The 16,140-nt window shown below is 63.2% G+C and carries 14 protein-coding genes; 4 read left to right on the forward strand and 10 right to left on the reverse strand.

Translation table 11 applies throughout. From position 1 onward, the window contains the following. Nucleotides 1-456 precede the first annotated feature (456 nt). From ACQCSZ_RS21090 to ACQCSZ_RS21135, 10 genes are all read right to left on the reverse strand, one after another. Nucleotides 457-1,293: a chain-length determining protein gene (locus ACQCSZ_RS21090; protein ID WP_427005580.1), complete on the reverse strand. Its 837-nt coding sequence runs from the start codon at nucleotides 1,291-1,293 to the stop codon at nucleotides 457-459. After that, nucleotides 1,281-2,723 (reverse strand): O-antigen ligase family protein, encoded by a 1,443-nt coding sequence (locus ACQCSZ_RS21095; RefSeq protein WP_427005581.1) that lies wholly within the window; start codon nucleotides 2,721-2,723, stop codon nucleotides 1,281-1,283. The genes ACQCSZ_RS21090 and ACQCSZ_RS21095 overlap by 13 nt, the downstream gene beginning before the upstream one ends. Continuing rightward, entirely contained in the window at nucleotides 2,720-3,991 is a 1,272-nt protein-coding gene (locus tag ACQCSZ_RS21100; protein ID WP_427005582.1) for a glycosyltransferase family 1 protein, read from the reverse strand. Before ACQCSZ_RS21100 ends, ACQCSZ_RS21095 begins: the two co-directional genes overlap by 4 nt. Next, nucleotides 3,988-4,896, reverse strand: a complete 909-nt coding sequence (locus ACQCSZ_RS21105) for a DUF6492 family protein (RefSeq protein WP_427005583.1) — start codon at nucleotides 4,894-4,896, stop codon at nucleotides 3,988-3,990. Before ACQCSZ_RS21105 ends, ACQCSZ_RS21100 begins: the two co-directional genes overlap by 4 nt. Before the next feature lie 163 nt (nucleotides 4,897-5,059). Further along, on the reverse strand, nucleotides 5,060-6,268 hold the full coding sequence (locus ACQCSZ_RS21110) for a glycosyltransferase (protein WP_427005584.1): 1,209 nt from the start codon (nucleotides 6,266-6,268) through the stop codon (nucleotides 5,060-5,062). Between the two features lie 101 nt (nucleotides 6,269-6,369). Beyond that, complete coding sequence (locus ACQCSZ_RS21115) at nucleotides 6,370-7,926, reverse strand: oligosaccharide flippase family protein (protein WP_427005585.1); 1,557 nt, start codon at nucleotides 7,924-7,926, stop codon at nucleotides 6,370-6,372. 7 nt (nucleotides 7,927-7,933) lie between these two features. Continuing rightward, nucleotides 7,934-9,076 (reverse strand): DegT/DnrJ/EryC1/StrS family aminotransferase, encoded by a 1,143-nt coding sequence (locus tag ACQCSZ_RS21120; protein ID WP_427005586.1) that lies wholly within the window; start codon nucleotides 9,074-9,076, stop codon nucleotides 7,934-7,936. A 32-nt stretch (nucleotides 9,077-9,108) separates the two neighbouring features. Next, on the reverse strand, nucleotides 9,109-9,765 hold the full coding sequence (locus ACQCSZ_RS21125; protein WP_427005587.1) for an acetyltransferase: 657 nt from the start codon (nucleotides 9,763-9,765) through the stop codon (nucleotides 9,109-9,111). 442 nt (nucleotides 9,766-10,207) lie between these two features. Further along, nucleotides 10,208-12,931, reverse strand: a complete 2,724-nt coding sequence (locus tag ACQCSZ_RS21130) for an AAA family ATPase (RefSeq protein ID WP_427005588.1) — start codon at nucleotides 12,929-12,931, stop codon at nucleotides 10,208-10,210. 337 nt (nucleotides 12,932-13,268) lie between these two features. Further along, complete coding sequence (locus tag ACQCSZ_RS21135; RefSeq protein ID WP_427005589.1) at nucleotides 13,269-13,952, reverse strand: DUF1345 domain-containing protein; 684 nt, start codon at nucleotides 13,950-13,952, stop codon at nucleotides 13,269-13,271. Between the two features lie 289 nt (nucleotides 13,953-14,241). Here ACQCSZ_RS21135 and rpsF point away from each other — a divergent pair, with 289 nt between their 5' ends. The 4 genes from rpsF to rplI all read left to right on the forward strand — a co-directional run bounded on the left by rpsF (nucleotide 14,242) and on the right by rplI (nucleotide 16,023). Then, nucleotides 14,242-14,547: a 30S ribosomal protein S6 gene (gene rpsF / locus ACQCSZ_RS21140; protein ID WP_427005590.1), complete on the forward strand. Its 306-nt coding sequence runs from the start codon at nucleotides 14,242-14,244 to the stop codon at nucleotides 14,545-14,547. Nucleotides 14,548-14,603: 56 nt separating this feature from the next. Beyond that, nucleotides 14,604-15,188 (forward strand): single-stranded DNA-binding protein, encoded by a 585-nt coding sequence (locus ACQCSZ_RS21145; protein ID WP_211877301.1) that lies wholly within the window; start codon nucleotides 14,604-14,606, stop codon nucleotides 15,186-15,188. Between the two features lie 125 nt (nucleotides 15,189-15,313). Next, entirely contained in the window at nucleotides 15,314-15,553 is a 240-nt protein-coding gene (gene rpsR / locus ACQCSZ_RS21150; RefSeq protein ID WP_003800144.1) for a 30S ribosomal protein S18, read from the forward strand. Between the two features lie 17 nt (nucleotides 15,554-15,570). Next, nucleotides 15,571-16,023, forward strand: coding sequence for a 50S ribosomal protein L9 (gene rplI, locus ACQCSZ_RS21155; RefSeq protein ID WP_427005591.1), 453 nt, complete (start codon nucleotides 15,571-15,573; stop codon nucleotides 16,021-16,023). Nucleotides 16,024-16,140: the final 117 nt, after the last annotated feature.

The raw sequence follows: 16,140 nt of genomic DNA on the forward strand, positions 1-16,140 counted from the left end.
GCGCTACTCTCCGGGATCGGGAGCGTTTGGTGGCAGTTACTCCTCGGGCATGTGCGGACATCTTAACTCCCTGCTGATGCATCGGACTCGATTAGCTTGCGGTTCTGGTACGAAAATAGACGCACGGTCATGCACCGTTCCGGTTCCCTCCTTAGGCAGAAGTCCGCGCCGGGATGCGTGTAAACCTCACCGTTGGCGAGCATGTGCGCAGCTCCCGCACCATGGACACAAGTTCCAGCAGGGACGACGGCGCCAGGTAGGTTGTGAGCCCCTCGGCCTGCCCACCCCATTCCTGGTTGGCGGAATCCTTGCGGGGGCGCCGTGTGGACACGATGTCCGGTTGGATGCGGAGCTGTGTGAGGACCCCTATTTCACGCCAGAAGAAACCGTGCGTCCGCCCAGGGAATTCAGGGACAAGGTATCCGAGGCGGACCGGATCCTTCGCAGTCCGCTCCGTCATCTCTTGACCCCGGCCAGACGGTGATCCTGCGTTGCCTTTAGGTCTTTGGATTCATCTTGGCTGTGTTCTCCGTCAATGTGTGGGGCCAGCACCGAGGGGCTTGACGGACCTGTCTGTTCTTCCCGGAACTTGTTCACCGTTGGTCCCTGCCATCTTTTGGGCCGTCCTTCCGGTTCATCGGATAACAGCTTCCGCCGTTTCCTGGCCACGGCCATCGAACGGGCAACCGACACGGCACCGAACATCATCACCGCGCCACACAGTAAAACGACGATGAGTGCCCGAAGCCTGCTTGAGAATTGTTCTGCCGCTTTATCAGGGGTGGCCACCACAATAGAGGAAAAAAGGTAGGCATCGTCGGCCCCATTGACCTTCTGGGCATCGTAGAGGTACTGCTGCAGGAGTTTACCCAGGGCCCGTGTTGTGGCGATGGACTTTTCCGGTGTTTCGCCCTCGCCGGTGATGTCCACCAGGAAGCCGTTGATGCCGCCGACGCCCCGGGTGACAGTGTATTGATCACCCAGGTCCTGAGAGGCCAGCAGGTCCGCCGTTGAGGTGGCATTCATCTTCGTCAGCATGACCTGGACAATTAGGGAGGGATCGGATGAACGCAGGTAGGGGTTCTTGGGGTTAAGGTTGCCCAGTTGGGGGTTCTTGACCACATCCAACTCGGTTGGAATGTCCGGATTAATCATGGCGTATGTCGCGGACGACTCGTATGACCGGGGCGCGAACTGAAAGACGTAGATGCCTGCCAGGGCTGTCAGTAAGACGATCGGAACCGCCACTATCCTGTGCTGCCATATGGTCCTGAAAACTGCTATCGGGTCCATGGGCCTTCTCCTTTGGGGGGTCGGCCTGCTCCTACGTCTGGGACAGGCGGGGACAGATATAACTCGTCTCGCACGGTGGACTTTGTCTCGTTCCTGATCATCAGCCACACGGCGCCGCCCAATCCCACGAGGACCGGGTAGGTGAGGGCAAAGACCGGGAACGACATTGAATCGAACGTCAGGGAGCAGACACCCGCCACAATAGCTCCGGCCCCTACGGCACCGGCCAATGACCTGAGCTGGGGATCACGTGTGCTGCGCGCGGCCATGAGGTTGCTGACGCCGGGCAAAACGAGATAGACGATAATGGCCACCAGCCCTACCAGGCCTTGAGTCACGGTCGCGTTGAGGTACTGGTTGTCGAGGATGTGGATCGCCGAATCCGCAACGTAGTTGCCCGGGCCCAGGCCCAGCCAGGGGCGGTCGGACACCATCGCCTCGACCCGCGGGAAGTTGTTGGTCCGGGTCGTGATGGATGGGTCGGAATCCGACGACGTCACGGTAGAAGTGAGCGTGCTGACCAGCCCCGGCACCCCCAGGAAGAGGGCTCCCAGCACCAGTGGTGCCGCCAGCAGCGCCCACAGCCGGGGCGTCCGCGGAAGGAGGGGAATGAACATCGCCAGGCCGGTGATGAGCCCGAGGATCCCGGAGCGGGAGACGGTGGATGCGATGGCGAAGATCAACAGGGCAGGGCCCAGCAGTCGAAGTATCAGTGGCCGGTGCTGGTCGTAGATCACACGCCAGATCGACAGGGGCAGGAGCATCGCGGACACCACGGCCAGTTCGATGGAGTGGAACGTGCTGCCCGCAACGCGGAGCAGAGCTCCACGTGACTGGAATGGAGTGTCGCCGCCGTTGTAGTCAAAGCCGGGCATCGCGATGCGGAACCATTCCATCGGGTTGAAATGGAAGAAGAACTGGACCGCTGCGACCAGGCAGCAGAAGATGGCGCCGGCCAGCAGCGCCCGGATGAAGACAATGGCGTCGTCCATGCTTCGCACAACTTCGCCCAGGGCTATGACGATGCCTAAGCTGGCCAGCAACAGTATCATCCACCGGTCACCGGATGCGCGGGCCACCTCCGTGCTGCCGCCGGTGATGCCGGCGTACAGGGCTACATAGGACGCGCTGGTTGCCAGGAAGAGGATGCCCACCGCCAGGCGGCCGGGATGCCTGACCCGGAGTGGATCATGCAGGCCGAAGATGCTGCTGCAAACCCACAGTCCAAAAACAATGACGGCCAGGATCATTGGTACGGTTCCGGCGGCCCCAATGGGTTTGAAAACCATCGAGGACGGAAAAAAGAAGATGCAAAAAGCCATGGCACGAATAAGGAACGGAACCCCCGTCGTGGCCTGGACGGCGGCAGGCAGACGGGAACGGCGTCCGCGGGCGGCCCGTCCCGGCTGGCCCTTGCCTGCCCTGTTCATTTGTGCGGCTCCAGAACCCAGGCTTCGGGCCGGCTGGTGCCTGGATCTGCGCAGACCGCCTCGATGGTCTGGGACACCAGCACTGCCGTGGTTGTCCATCCGCGGCCGCCCGGTGCGCTGAGGAGCCGGGCCCGTCCGTCGATGTCCGGGGCCGTGACGGCATTGGACAGAGCGCGGGCGATCGCCCGGGGTGTGGGTTTCGCCCAGATTGCGTGCGGGGCGTTCAGGACCGCCCGGGAAAACTCGTGGTCGTTCATCACCGGGACGTTTCCTGCTGCCATCAGCTCTTCCGGGACAAGGCTGATGTTGGTGAAGGACAGAGCGAGTCCGGCAACGGTCCGGTTGTAGAGGACGTTCAGGTCCCTTGGGGTCAGGGATCCGTGGTTGTTGACCGGAATGGACCAGTTTGAAATCCGGTCGCCGACCACGTGGATCTCCTGGTCGGGGTGCTCCCCGTGGAACTCTTCGAGGGCGAGCCTGGCCAAGAGGTACCCCCGGCGGTCCACGTTGCGTTTCGCGTAATAAACCACGCCGGAGCGTGGTGATGCCGAGGCGTCCCGTGGCAACAGCCTGTACTCAACGTCATCGCAGCCGAAGGGCACGACGGCGTCGGGTTCAATGCCGACTTCCGTCCGGAGCCTGGTCGCGATCATCTCGCCGAGGGCGATATTGGTGAACCCGAACCGGTACGTATCCTCGGCGAAGCTGTAGAGCGCCCCCCGCGGGTAGAAGTAAGGCTCGAAGTCTTGGATGAAGTAGAACCTGCTGGCCGTTTTCGGAGCACGCATTGCCACCACGTGGGCGGCCCCCCAGGAACTGGCAACAACCGCGTCCATGCCGGCCATCCCGGCAGTCGCGCTGTGGACGCCCGCCTTCAGGTTCTTCCAGTGCTCCCTAATGACAGCTTCGTGTCGGGACACATCGTCGGAATTTTTGTCGTAGAGGAACAGGGTGCACTCGTGGCCCCGCTGCTCGGCGATTTCAACCATCCGGAACAGGGTGGTGTGGCCGCCTGAACCGGCCGAGGGCGGTGCGCACACCCAGCCGATCCGCAATTTCCTGCCCCCGGCTGTCCTCGCTGTGGCGGGCGGCAGGGCACTGGAGTCGGCGAGGTCCTCGGGACGCACCGGCAGTTCAGCAGCGGCCAGGTCCACGTGCTCGTTGATCCTGTTCACCAGGCGTTTGGCCACAGCCGTGGCCACGCCGGCTGTCCCCTGGGTCTTCAGGACCCTCAACAACCCGCTGACGCGGTGCTGGATCGCCGTCATCCTGCACGGCCAGCGATGGTGCCACTGCCGGACACGAAGTCCGCGAATTCCTGCAGGGCCTGCGCCCGTACGTCGTAGGAGATCCCGGATTTGGCCGAGATCATCACGGACTGCACGGTGCCGGCCCTGTGCAGCAGCGCGCTGATCTCGTCAAGGCCCAACGGCGCTTCTGCCGAGTAGGCAACACTGTTCATCGACGAAGTCGTAGCTGGCGACCCGCCAAGGACACCGTCAACGTAGGCGCCGTACAGCATCATTTCGGAGAAATGGAGCTGCGAAGCCAAGGCAGTCTGCCAGGGGACCTGCTGGACATCCTCCACCCGCCGGAGCAGGGACCGCACCGTTTCCGGATCCCACGCGCAGGGCCAGCAGATGTAGTCAGTGAGGTCCTCAGGCCCGGGCGCGTCCAGGCCCAGCAGACCGTGCGAAGACTTCAGCCACTGCCGGTGCCGGGGCAGGCCCGCGTGGACGGCCCCGGGGTGCCGGTACAGCGCAAGGCTGCCGTCATGCTGGAACGACGCCAGGTCGGTGGGGGCCACAAGAACCATGTCCGAATCCATGAGCAGCACCGCATCAGCGTCCAGTGCCGCCGCGGCAGCGAGCTTGATCAGCTGCTGCGTGATCCAGCCGCGCACGGGATGCCAGGGCCGCCGCGTGTTGATCCATATGTTCAGCAGCGGCAGCCGACGGATGGTTGAGGGCAGGAATTCCCTGTCATCGTGAATGGTGGTCCGGTCATTGGCGAGCATCCGGAAGACCGGCAGGTCCCGCCTGGGCACGATGATGTGGTGCCGGACGTCCTCCGGAGTCCACCGCAGGACGGAGCGGTTCAGGTCGCGGCAGAGTTCGCTGTCCGGCCCGTAACTGGGCGTGACAACGGCCAGGCGCTTCATTCCGGTCGCCACTGATGCCTCCTTTTCTGTAATGTCCTGTTCAAGGCGGTTCCGGGCAAGAGGGCCATCAATGGGCCGGCAACCAGTCGCCGGTGAAGGTAGGCCTCCTCCATCAACAGGTCTTGGGCCGCGGCCGGGGTAGGCAGTCTAGGCGGTTGGCGGACGAGATTGATCGTCATTTCATACCCCCCGGTTGAGAAATTCGCGTCACGACCTGCCATGCGTGGCGCGAGCGTCCCGCAAGGTATCGGGCTGAGACATATGTTGCGTCTGCCGCCCGGCGAAGGCTCGTGGTTCGCTTGAGGGCAATGTCATAAATCGTCAACAGCCTGTCGGCCGCTCTCGAAAGCGAGAAACGCGTCAACAGGACTTGGCGCCCCCAATGGGCAAGATCACTGGACCGGGCGAGTGCGAGCGTGGACACGATACTCGTATGCAAGGAGTTGACTGGATCGTGGATGTTGCCGCGTCCATAGAAGCCCTCATGCAGAAAGTAGCCAACGGTCTCGGGGGTGAACGGTTTTGAGAATCCATCTTCACCTAGTACCACTAGTGGCTTCTGGAAGGCGAGGGCCCTGAGAGCCGCGCCGCCCATGCCAAGGACGAGGTCGGCGGCACTGTAGGCCGAACTGGGATCTTCCAAAGGTCCGGTCATAACCACGGCGCGCCAACCGAGAGCGGTGTTTACCTCGTCCGCCAGTTGGGAAAGCGCGTGTTGGGCGTCGCCGCCACCAACTACTGCAAGCTGGCGTGTGGGATCCGGCGAAAGCTCCATCGCCCGAATCGCATCGGCAATCCCCTCGGCCTTCATGTTGTAGTCCAGGCGAGAGACTATGACAAGCAAGGTCGTCGTGCCGTTTACGGACCACTGCTCCCGAAACGCGGAACGGGCTCGCTCGTCGTGCTGGTCAGTGGTCGTGTCGACGGGAGGCTCGAGCACCCACACGGGTGCTGAGCGCACCGCGTGGGCTGCCTCCTCCTGTAAGGACTCGGTCCCGAGGATCAAGGGGGTCATCGGTGGCAGGCCCTTGATATTGTCCATTGTCCAATTGGTCACCACGAGCGCTGTTTCCGGCCGTGACCGTAGCGCGAGCGTGGTCGGCTCGGCGAGCCATGCTCCGAAGACATGCACGATGTCGAGTCGATGATCGCTTACGAGCTTGGCCACATGCCGCGCCTGTCGAAACGGGTTCTTCTCGACGGGAAGGATATGGAGCGCAATGCCCAGTTTGTCCGCCAGGGGTGCAACTGAGATCAGAGGCGTATCGTGAATGGCAAATGCGACCACTTCATGTCCCCGTCTGGTCAGTTCCTTAGCAAGATCAAGTGCATTGATCTGACAGCCACCGAACTGCAATCCGGCAAGGCCGATGCCGATTCGCATTGGACGCTTCTGGACTGATGTGCAGCGTAGAGATTCTTGGTTTCGCACGCTGTCTCTGAGGGCATCGTCAGCATCCCGAACCCTGGGATAGAAGCCGTTTCTCACAGTCTTTTCCTCCATAAGGCTAGCCAAGAAGTTGAACGAAATGCGGGGCCGCGAAGAAGGTCTCCTGCAGTACCGGGTAGCAGGTTGGCCAGCGCTTGGCGGTTGAGCATGGTGTAGACAACCAAGCCCACGAATCCTCCACAAAGGATGGATAGCCCGGTGCCTCGTAAGGGGAGGGTAATAATCCATGCGATGATGGCCGTGATTCCCGCTGACAGTGCCGGAGCCCGAATTGCCTTAAAGAGGACGCTGAGCCGTACAGACGTAGATCGGCGAAGGCCCAGAAGGTAGACGGGCGAGGTGACGGCACCTATGACCACGATGTGGGCAATGGCGGCGCCCACAAGGCCCCCAAGGGTTATGCCCGTCCAAAGTGCCGGAATGAGGGCGGCAAGGGCTGCCACCTGGACGCCGACAAGGATCACTGTTTTGCCCATGGCGATCATGATGTTTGCCATAAACAGCCCAAAAACGAAGAGCACCCCATAGGCCGCCAGGATGGACAGCACGGGCCCGGCGGAAACCCATGCCGGTCCGTAGATGGTCAAGATAAGTTGATCGGCGAATGTAAAAAGGAAAGCACCCAAAGGGAAAACGACCAACGATATAGTCCGCGCGCCTTGCACCACCGCCACCGCCACGTCGCCTCCGTCACGCAGGACTCCGGACACTGCAGGGAGAACGACGCTGTTGAGCATGGATCCGATCACGGCCGTGGGCCACATCGCGATGCCGAAGGCCAGAAAGTAAATTCCGAGATCTGCTGCCGGCAAGAGTTGTCCAATGAAGACATAATCTGCGTTTAGAAGGACCTGGCTCAAGAGATTAGCTGCTGAAAGCGGCAGACCGAAGGCGAGAAGGGGTCGTAGCAGAGACTTGTTTAGTGCGGGTAGGTACAAACGGGAAGAACAAGCGAGGATGACTCCAGCCGTGACCAACTGTCCAACGATTCTGGACCATGCGAACGCCTCTGTTCCGTCTCCCAAGATGGAAAGGACAATTAACGTGGCACTGCCAGGAATGAACGATGCGGCTGATGCCCAGAAGTGGATCTTCTGCCTGAATTCGCGTTGCAACAGTGCTCCGGGAACCGCCAAGGGTCCGATCAAAGCGACGCCAATTGAGAGGATTCTTAGCGCATTACCGGCATCTTCGTTGCCAACAAATTGGGCGAGCTGATCCGCGAATACAGCCATCGGGACTGCGAGGACCAAGCTGCCCACAACTGAGATAGTGACAATCGTCGGTGCAATCTTGTCCACATCAAGGTCTGACCGGGCGATGGCGCTGGCAACACCAAGTTCAGCCATCGTGACGACTACAGCGTGCACTGTGACGGCTAAGGCGAAGATGCCCAGTTCCTCAGGGGAGACAATTCGGGCGACGACCGCCATAAGGAGGATGTTGCCTAGGCGCAGGAAGATGGTGGCTCCTGCGGACCAGATGGCACCCCGTCTCACCGATGCCGTGAGATTGGATTCCACCATGGGTTGTGTGGTCAGGATGGGCAACTGATCTTTCCTGGCCCGGTGTTTGCTTGAATTTATGGTCATGGGGTGCTCACCTTGCCCCCCCATGTAGCGCTGCGGGATAGAGCGAACGTTGGAGTGCGCCCACCACGCGTTCCTGCTGCGCCTCCGTGATGTGCGGATAGATCGGCAGGGAGATCATGGTGCCGGCGGCCTGCTCTGCCACCGGGAATGCACCGCGGCCGAGATTCAGTTCCCGGTAGGCCCGGCTCAGGTGCAGCGGAACCGGGTAATGGATGCCGGCACCGATACCTGCCGCCTGCAGCTCGGCCAGGACCCGGTCGCGGTCCTCCACCCGGATGACGTAGAGGTGCCATACGTCGACGTTGCCCTCGGCGGTGGCCGGCAGGACGACGCCGGGCAGCCCTGCCAGCAGCGACGCGTACCGGTCGGCGGCCTCCCGCCGTCGTTCGTTCCAGCCGTGCAGCCGTCGCAGCTTGGCATTCAGGACCACGGCCTGCAGGGTGTCGAGCCGGGAGTTCATCCCGATCGCCTCGTGCTGGTACCTGACCCTGCTGCCGTGGGCGCCGAGCAGGCGCACCCGCGCCGCAACATCGGGATCATTCGTGGTGACTGCTCCGGCATCGCCGGCGGCACCCAGATTCTTGCCGGGGTAGAAGCTGGTGCCGGCGGCATGGCCCAGGGTGCCGGCGAAGCGTCCGTGCCGGGTTGCGCCCTGCGATTGGGCAGCGTCCTCCACGATGGCCGCCCCGCAGGCTGCCGCCAGGGATTCCAGCCGTTCGACCGGGGCCGTCTGGCCGAAAAGGTGGACCGGGACGATGGCCTGGGTCCGGGGTCCCACTGCCTCAGCCACCCGTGCGGGGTCGATCAAAAGGTGCACCGGATCCACGTCCACGGGGACCGGCGTCGCGCCGATCCGCGACACCGCCTCCGCCGTGGCGATGAAGGTATTGGCGGGAACAATGACTTCACCGCCGGCCCGGACCCCGCACGCGCGCAGGGCAAGTTCCAGCGCGTCCGTACCGTTGCCCACCCCGACGCAGTAGCGGACGCCAAGGAACTCCGCGTAGGCCTCTTCAAACTCGGCCACGGGCGGGCCGCCAACGAAGGAGGTCTGGGCGAAGACTTCCTTCAGGCCGATTTCGACCTCGTCGGCGATTTCCTCCTGCTGTGCTCCCAGGTCGACGAGCGGGATCGATACCGGAAAGTTCATGATTCAAGCCCCTTCTGCAGTTGCCGTGTGGTTCACGCGAATGCCCGGTTGAAACCTCCGCGGCCGACGGCGTGCGCCGGGACCCCGACCCATGTCTCGCCCTCGGGAACATCGTTCAGGACGGCGGCGCCCATGCCGACGGTGGCGTACGATCCGATGGATGTCCGTTCCCGCACACTGGAATTCATGCCGAGGGAGGCGGCACGGCCTATCCGGACACCACCGCCCAGGGAAGTCCCGGCGGCGAACGTCGCGAAATCCGCCACGACGTCGTCGTGCGTGAACGTGACGCCGGGCATGGCCACCACATGCGAACCCAGGGTGACCGAGGCCGTCAGCGTCACGTTCTGCAACAGGATGCTGCCCCGGCCGATCCGGCACCCCTCAGGCATCCGCACCGCCGGGTCGATCACCGTCGCGTACCGCATCGGCGCAACACCCAGGGAAGCCAGGCGGTCCACCACGGTCTTCCGGGCCCGGCCGGACTCCAGGCAGACCAGCACGAACGCGTGCAGGTAGTCGGCCGCGTCATCGACGGGTCCCAGCACAGGCGCGCCGTCGACGTCGATCCCGGACAGTTCCTCATCGTCGTCCAGGAAACCGGCCACGTCGTACTGCCCGCTGCTGCGCACCGTGGCAAGCACTTCGCGTGCCAGGCCGCTCGCGCCGATCAGCAAAAGCTCACTCATCACTTCACCCGCCTGCTGTTGTCGAAGAAGTCCGGCAGCATGGGAACCCGGGTTCCGTCAGGCCCAGATGCGGCCGGCTCTTCTTCGTAGGTCCGTTGTGCAGCAACGGACCCGGCAATCCGGCCGGAGGCGGCCGGATTGAACCTCGAAGGGGCGGTCCGGGGAACGGTCCCGCCCGGCAGGGGATCTACGGGGAAAACAGGCAGGATCCCGCCTCGGATCCTGTCCCGGCGTGCCGTTGGAACCATCTTTGTCCCCGTCTGCCTCTCTCGCCGAACCGTCGGGTCCGGAACCGATCTGTTCCGGACTTCGTTGCCCTCCTGGCCAAGCTAGCCCTCGCGGACGGCCAAAAACGGGAACGGAAGTCCCGATGTGGGCGACCCGCGGGAAGTGTGCGGGATCTGCGGGATTTCACCTCCGGGCACGGAGCGCAGGCCGTCCCTCAGACGGCCACCGGGGACGTCTCGCGCGGGGACGTCTCGCGTACCGGCCCGGTGGCCGGGAGCGGCTCCCGGGCCGATGTCAGGGACGTCAGTTGGGACCGTGACTGGACCCCCAACTTTCGATATATCCCCGTAAGGCGCACTTCGACTGTCCGAACAGATACGAACAGCGATGCCGCGATTTCCTTGTTCCGCCGGCCCCTGGCCACCAACTGCACCAGTTCGCGTTCGTGGTCCGAGAGCAGCAGCAGGGCCCGGTTCTGGATTTCCGGAACGGCTTCGACGCGGTCGCCGAGAAGCAGCGTGTCCACTTGCCGCGTCCACGCGTCGGCGCCCAGTTCTTCGAAGAGCGCTTTTGCCCTCAGTAGCGCGTTCTTTGCGTCCTTCGGCCTGCCGGAACCCTTCAGCCGCTCGGCATAGCAGAGCAGGGTCCGGGCCCGCTCGAAGACGGAATCGTCCTTCTGGCAGGTCTCCAATGCCTGGACGAAGAGTTCAAGAGACGCTTCGCCCTCCGCCACCAGGGCTCGTGAACGGGACACGGCCATGCTAAGCCACCGGGATTTCAGGCCGGCTGACCGGTATTCCAGCCTTGTCAGCGTCCGGGCGGCTTCGCGCCGATGGCCCGACCTGACGAGTGCTTCGACCAGATCGGACTCACAGCGCAGCAGGGCGGGATTGGCGAAGTCCATGCCGATCTCGGCAGCCCGGGCGAGCATGGCACCTGCCTCCTGAAGGTCGCCGTGCATCAGCGCAGACTGCCCTTGGCACGCCAGGAGCTGCGCCGCGGCTTGCGGTGGAGTGTCAGCGCTGGCGACCCGTTGAGCTTCCGCGAGGCGGGACCGGGCCTCCACTTCGTCTCCCACTGCATAGGCGCGCCAAAGGAGCAGATTGTTGCGCATTCCGCGGTGGTATTGCTGGCTCGCTACTGAACCGGAGATTTCGTCTATCAGCGCGATCGCAGAGCGAACATTCCCGGCGCGGATTTCATTCTCGGCCGCGAAGTAGCGGGCGGTCTCGCTCCAGTTCGCATCACTGACCGCGCTCAGATTCCGGACGAGGGCGAAGAGGTCACGTGCTCCCTCATAGTTCTCGGCGTAGCTGAGGGCGCGCCCCTTCAGAAGCAGGGACGCCACCGAGCTGTTGCCGCCGCCGTCAGCCGCCCGCGAAATCCGTTCGATGCTCCCCTTCACGGCGTCCGTCAGCAGCCTGGCACGCTGGTTCACTGCCCGGGCCTCGCCGGATGCCGAGCCCCGGAATTGCTCCGCGCGCTCAAGCAGACGTTCGGCGTCCTCGATCTGCCAGCGTTCCGCCATGTGGATAGCGCCGATGGACAAAAGGCAGGCGGAGAAGGCCGGATCATGATGCCCGAATTCCGTGATCAGGCGCAGCAGCATGCTCGGCCTGACGGAATGGCCCTGCATCAGCCCGATTTGGAAATCGAGTCCCGTGAGGCGAAGGGTCAGGGCCCGGTTTTTCGTGATGCGTTGTGCCCAGTCCAGGTAGCGTTTCGCGTGGACGAACTCGCCCCTGCTGAACAGGACCTCCGCGATCGTACCGAGACGGGCGGCTGTTTCCGCTTCCCAGGGATTGATCATGAGGGCCCGTTCGACATACTCCACCGCGGATTGCATTTCCCCGGCCCTCACCAGTTCAACGGCAAAACGGAGCAGGCTGAACGACGTGTCCCGCCGCGCCTCGGGCGTATAGCTCACGTGCCAGGGCCACGCCAGGGGATCCGCAGTGTCCGCAATGGCGGCCAACGCCTGATGATCGGCGGACCGTTGCTCGGGTGACATTGCCGAGAAAACGTGGGCCCGCAGCATCTGGTTCTGGATTCTCAGGTAGGGGCCGGAACGGACCGCGATCCCGGCGGAGAGGATTTCGTCCACCCCGGGCCAGAGGTCGCCTGCCATCCCTTCCAGGACGCCGACGCTGCTGCGGTATGAAAGGGAAAGGATCTCAAGAGCCCGTCGTGCACGGGGCGAAAGCCCCGAAATCATTCCGGCAAGATCGATTTCGAAACTCCCCGTCCAATGTAAGGGGACGGGCAGCGCATCCTGGCCTTGCAATTGGCGCTGCGCCAGTGCATTGAACAATTCAATCGATGCCAGCGGATTCCCCTCGGTGGCGGTAGCGACAGCGTGCAGGGCTGCAGTTCCGGTTTGTCCCGCCGACATCGATTCGAGCATTCTCACGGTGTCGCGGTGGCTCAGATCCGGCAAATGAAGCGAAGCAAGCCGGGCAAAGGGGCTCTCAGGAGCCTCGCGGCGGATGCTGACAATAAGCACGATTCCCGTACCCGCCAGGCGCCGGGCCAGGAAGCCGAGAACCGTCTGGCTCGCGGAGTCCAGTTCGTCGGCGTCGTCCACCACCACCACGGTCCTGACTGCGGATTGATGCCGGAGCGCGGCGAGCAGCAGCGACGACACGGCCGAAAGGTCCGTCTCTCCGGCCGGGGTGTCGGTCACATATTCAATGGCCGGTCCGAGCATGGCGTCGTCAATTCCGTTGAGCAGCGCGGTCAGGCCGGAAAAGGGCCAGGAGGATTCTGAAGGATTGGCACGGAAAGCCACCGTGCGGTGGCCATGCAACTTCGGGATTTCCGCAAGGAGCGACGACTTTCCGCTCCCGTGGTTTCCGGTGACTGCCATGGCGGATTCCCGGGAGCTCCGGATCAGCGCCAGGACACGTGCGAGTTCCTTGTCTCGGCCGAACAAAACCATGGGCCCCCCCAATTTCATCCCCAAGAGACCGTTCAGCCAGGGCTTCATGCTTTTGGTCGAAACAATGGAGCCCGGCTGACCTGTTTATCCTCCACAGGCCACTGTTTCTGCAAAACAAAGGTCCGGGATAACGCTCCGGGTTGGAGCGGAAGCCCTGACCAGATGGCTGTGCTGATGCCAATATAGCTTGGGGCCTGCCGGGGCACGATGGCGCACGGATAATCGAGTAGCGGATTCGTAAAAGACGAGTAGTGCGTTCCCAAAACACTTGGGCGGCAATACGGAATGGTCCGTGGCCTGTCCGCGGCAAAACAACAAGGAGAGCGATGCAGCCGCCCTATGCAGCCAGCCCGATCACGAGATTGATCGTGGCGGCCAGGATGATCGTGCCGAACACATAGGACAGCAGGCTGTGCTTGAGCGCCTCGGCGCGGATGCCATGGTTCTGCAGGGCAGTGTCGGAGACCTGGTAGGTCATGCCCAGGCTCGTTGCCAGGTACGCGAAGTCGGTGTACTGCGGCGGCCGGCTCTGGTTGAAGTCGACGCCGCCGACCGCGGACCCGGCCTTCCTGCCCGTGCTGTAGTACAGCTCGGCGTAGCGGAGCGTGAAGAGCGTCTGGACCAGCATCCAGGACAGTGCCACCGAGGTCAGCGCGAGCAGGCCGCCGCCGAGCCGGGACGCGCCGTCGGCGTTGCCGTGGGAGTCGACGACGACCGCCGCCACCGCCGCCAGGCTGGCGGCATTAGCGGCCAGGATCAGCAGGTCCGTGGTGCCGCGGGCCGGGTCCTCGGCAGTCGCGTGGGCCCGGGTCTCCGCGGGTTCCAGCCGCCCGATCACCAGCCAGACCCAGACAATGTAGGTCAGCGCCGCGCTGCTCCAGCCCACCGCCGGGGCCTGCACCCAATGCCCGGACAGGCCGGCCGCCGCCGCTGCCAGCAGCCCCGCCAGGAGCATGACGGCGAAGCGCAGGCGGCTCCGCCGGGTGCGGACGGCGGCGCGGAACGGTGATCCGGTGTTCATTCCCTGATCATGGCACAGCCACCATCCCCCGCCCGCGCACCGGACTTCCGCCCGCGCACCGGCCGGCCCGGCCGTTATCCACATGGCTGGCTGCGCTGCTTCCCGCCGCGCCGGCGCTGCGCCTACAGTAGGCAAGGAATCGCCGAAACCAGCCCGGATGCACTAAGATATTGAAGTCTGTGCTGCGCCGCGCCACCGTTCCGGTGACCCTGCAACGCACGGCACCGCAAATGAACCTCCTGTTACGGAAATGCCGTAACCGCTTAGCCCAAAGGAGGTGGGTTCACATATGCGTCCTTACGAATTGATGGTAATCATCGACCCCGAGGTCGAAGAGCGTACCGTTGAGCCAACGCTTCAGAAGTTCCTGAATGTCATCACCAACGATGGTGGAACCATCGAAAAGGTTGACATCTGGGGCCGCCGTCGCCTGGCTTACGAAATCCAGAAGAAGACTGAAGGTATCTACGCCGTGGTGAATTTCACCGCTGAGCCGGCTACCGCCAAGGAACTTGACCGCCAGCTGAGCCTCAATGAGACCATCATGCGCACCAAGGTCACCCGCCCCGAAGTGCAGAAGGTCGTCGCTGAGTAATTTCAGCTCCCGATTTTCAAGCTTTACCCCCGCAGGAACGAACAAGGAGGCAGTAGATGGCAGGCGAAACCACGATTACGGTCATCGGTAATCTCACCAGTGACCCGGAACTGAGGTTCACGCCGTCAGGTTCGGCAGTAGCGAACTTCACCATCGCTTCCACCCCGCGCACCTTCGACCGCCAGTCCAATGAGTGGAAGGACGGGGAAACCCTGTTCCTCCGCGCATCGGTATGGCGCGAAGCAGCCGAGAACGTCGCCGAATCCCTGACCAAGGGCATGCGCGTGATCGTTTCCGGCCGTTTGAAGAGCCGTTCCTACGAAACAAAAGAAGGCGAGAAGCGCACCGTTATCGAGCTCGAGGTCGACGAAATCGGCCCGAGCCTGCGCTACGCCAACGCCAAGGTCAACCGTACCCAGCGCTCAAGCGGTGGGGGTGCCGGAAACGGCTCCCAGGGTGGCTTCGGCGGCGGCAACAGCGGCGGTTTCGGTGGCGGCCAGGGTGCAAACCAGGGCGGCAACACCGGCGGAACATGGGGCGGCAACCAGCCCGCCGCGCAGGAAGATCCCTGGGCCACGCCCGGGGTCAGCAATGCGGGCGGCGGCTGGGGCAACGGCCCGGATTCCGAACCTCCCTTCTAAAAAACATCTAAGGTCCGGCGACGGAAACCGCCGGGACGCCGCCAGGCTTCCGGGCGCAGACAACGCCGGACCACCACCATCCCGTGGATCAATATCCACGGGCTCCATCGAATAGGAGCTCCACGATGGCTAAGGCTGAACTCCGTAAGCCCAAACCAAAGTCCAACCCCTTGAAGGCCGCTGACATCACTGTCATCGACTACAAGGACGTAGCATTGCTGCGCAAGTTCATCTCCGACCGCGGAAAGATCCGCGCCCGTCGCGTCACAGGCGTCACGGTGCAGGAACAGCGCAAGATCGCCCAGGCAATCAAGAACGCCCGCGAAGTTGCTCTGCTGCCTTACTCCGGCGCTGGCCGCGGCTAAGGAAGGGATTAACTAACATGGCAAAGCTCATTCTGACCCACGAAGTAACCGGTCTCGGTGCTGCTGGCGATGTTGTCGAGGTGAAGGACGGTTACGCACGTAACTTCCTGCTGCCCCGCGGCTTCGCCCTTACCTGGTCCAAGGGTGGCGAGAAGCAGGTTGAGTCCATCAAGACTGCCCGCGTTGCCCGCGAGCACGCTTCCCTGGAAGATGCCCAGAAGCAGGCCGCTGCACTCTCCGCCAAGCCGGTCAAGCTGATCGTCAAGGCTGGCGAGAGCGGACGCCTGTTCGGCACCGTCAAGCAGGGCGACGTCGCCGACGCCGTCGAGGCCGCTGGCCTTGGCCGCATCGACAAGCGCAAGGTTGAACTGCCGGCACACATCAAGTCGGTCGGTTCCTACCAGGCTCACGTCCGTCTCCACGATGACGTTGCCGCTGTGATCGAACTCGACGTGGTCCCGGGCAAGTAGTCCTTCGACTACCGCCTGGCCAGGCAGCCCTGGACTGCCGGAAGGCCCCTGCCTTCGGATTCCCCTTGGGAACCGATGGCGGGGGCCTTCTGCCTTTTAATCCAACGCGGGGTCACA

The sequence above is a fragment of the Pseudarthrobacter sp. H2 genome (assembly GCF_050157045.1).
Taxonomy (GTDB): domain Bacteria; phylum Actinomycetota; class Actinomycetes; order Actinomycetales; family Micrococcaceae; genus Arthrobacter.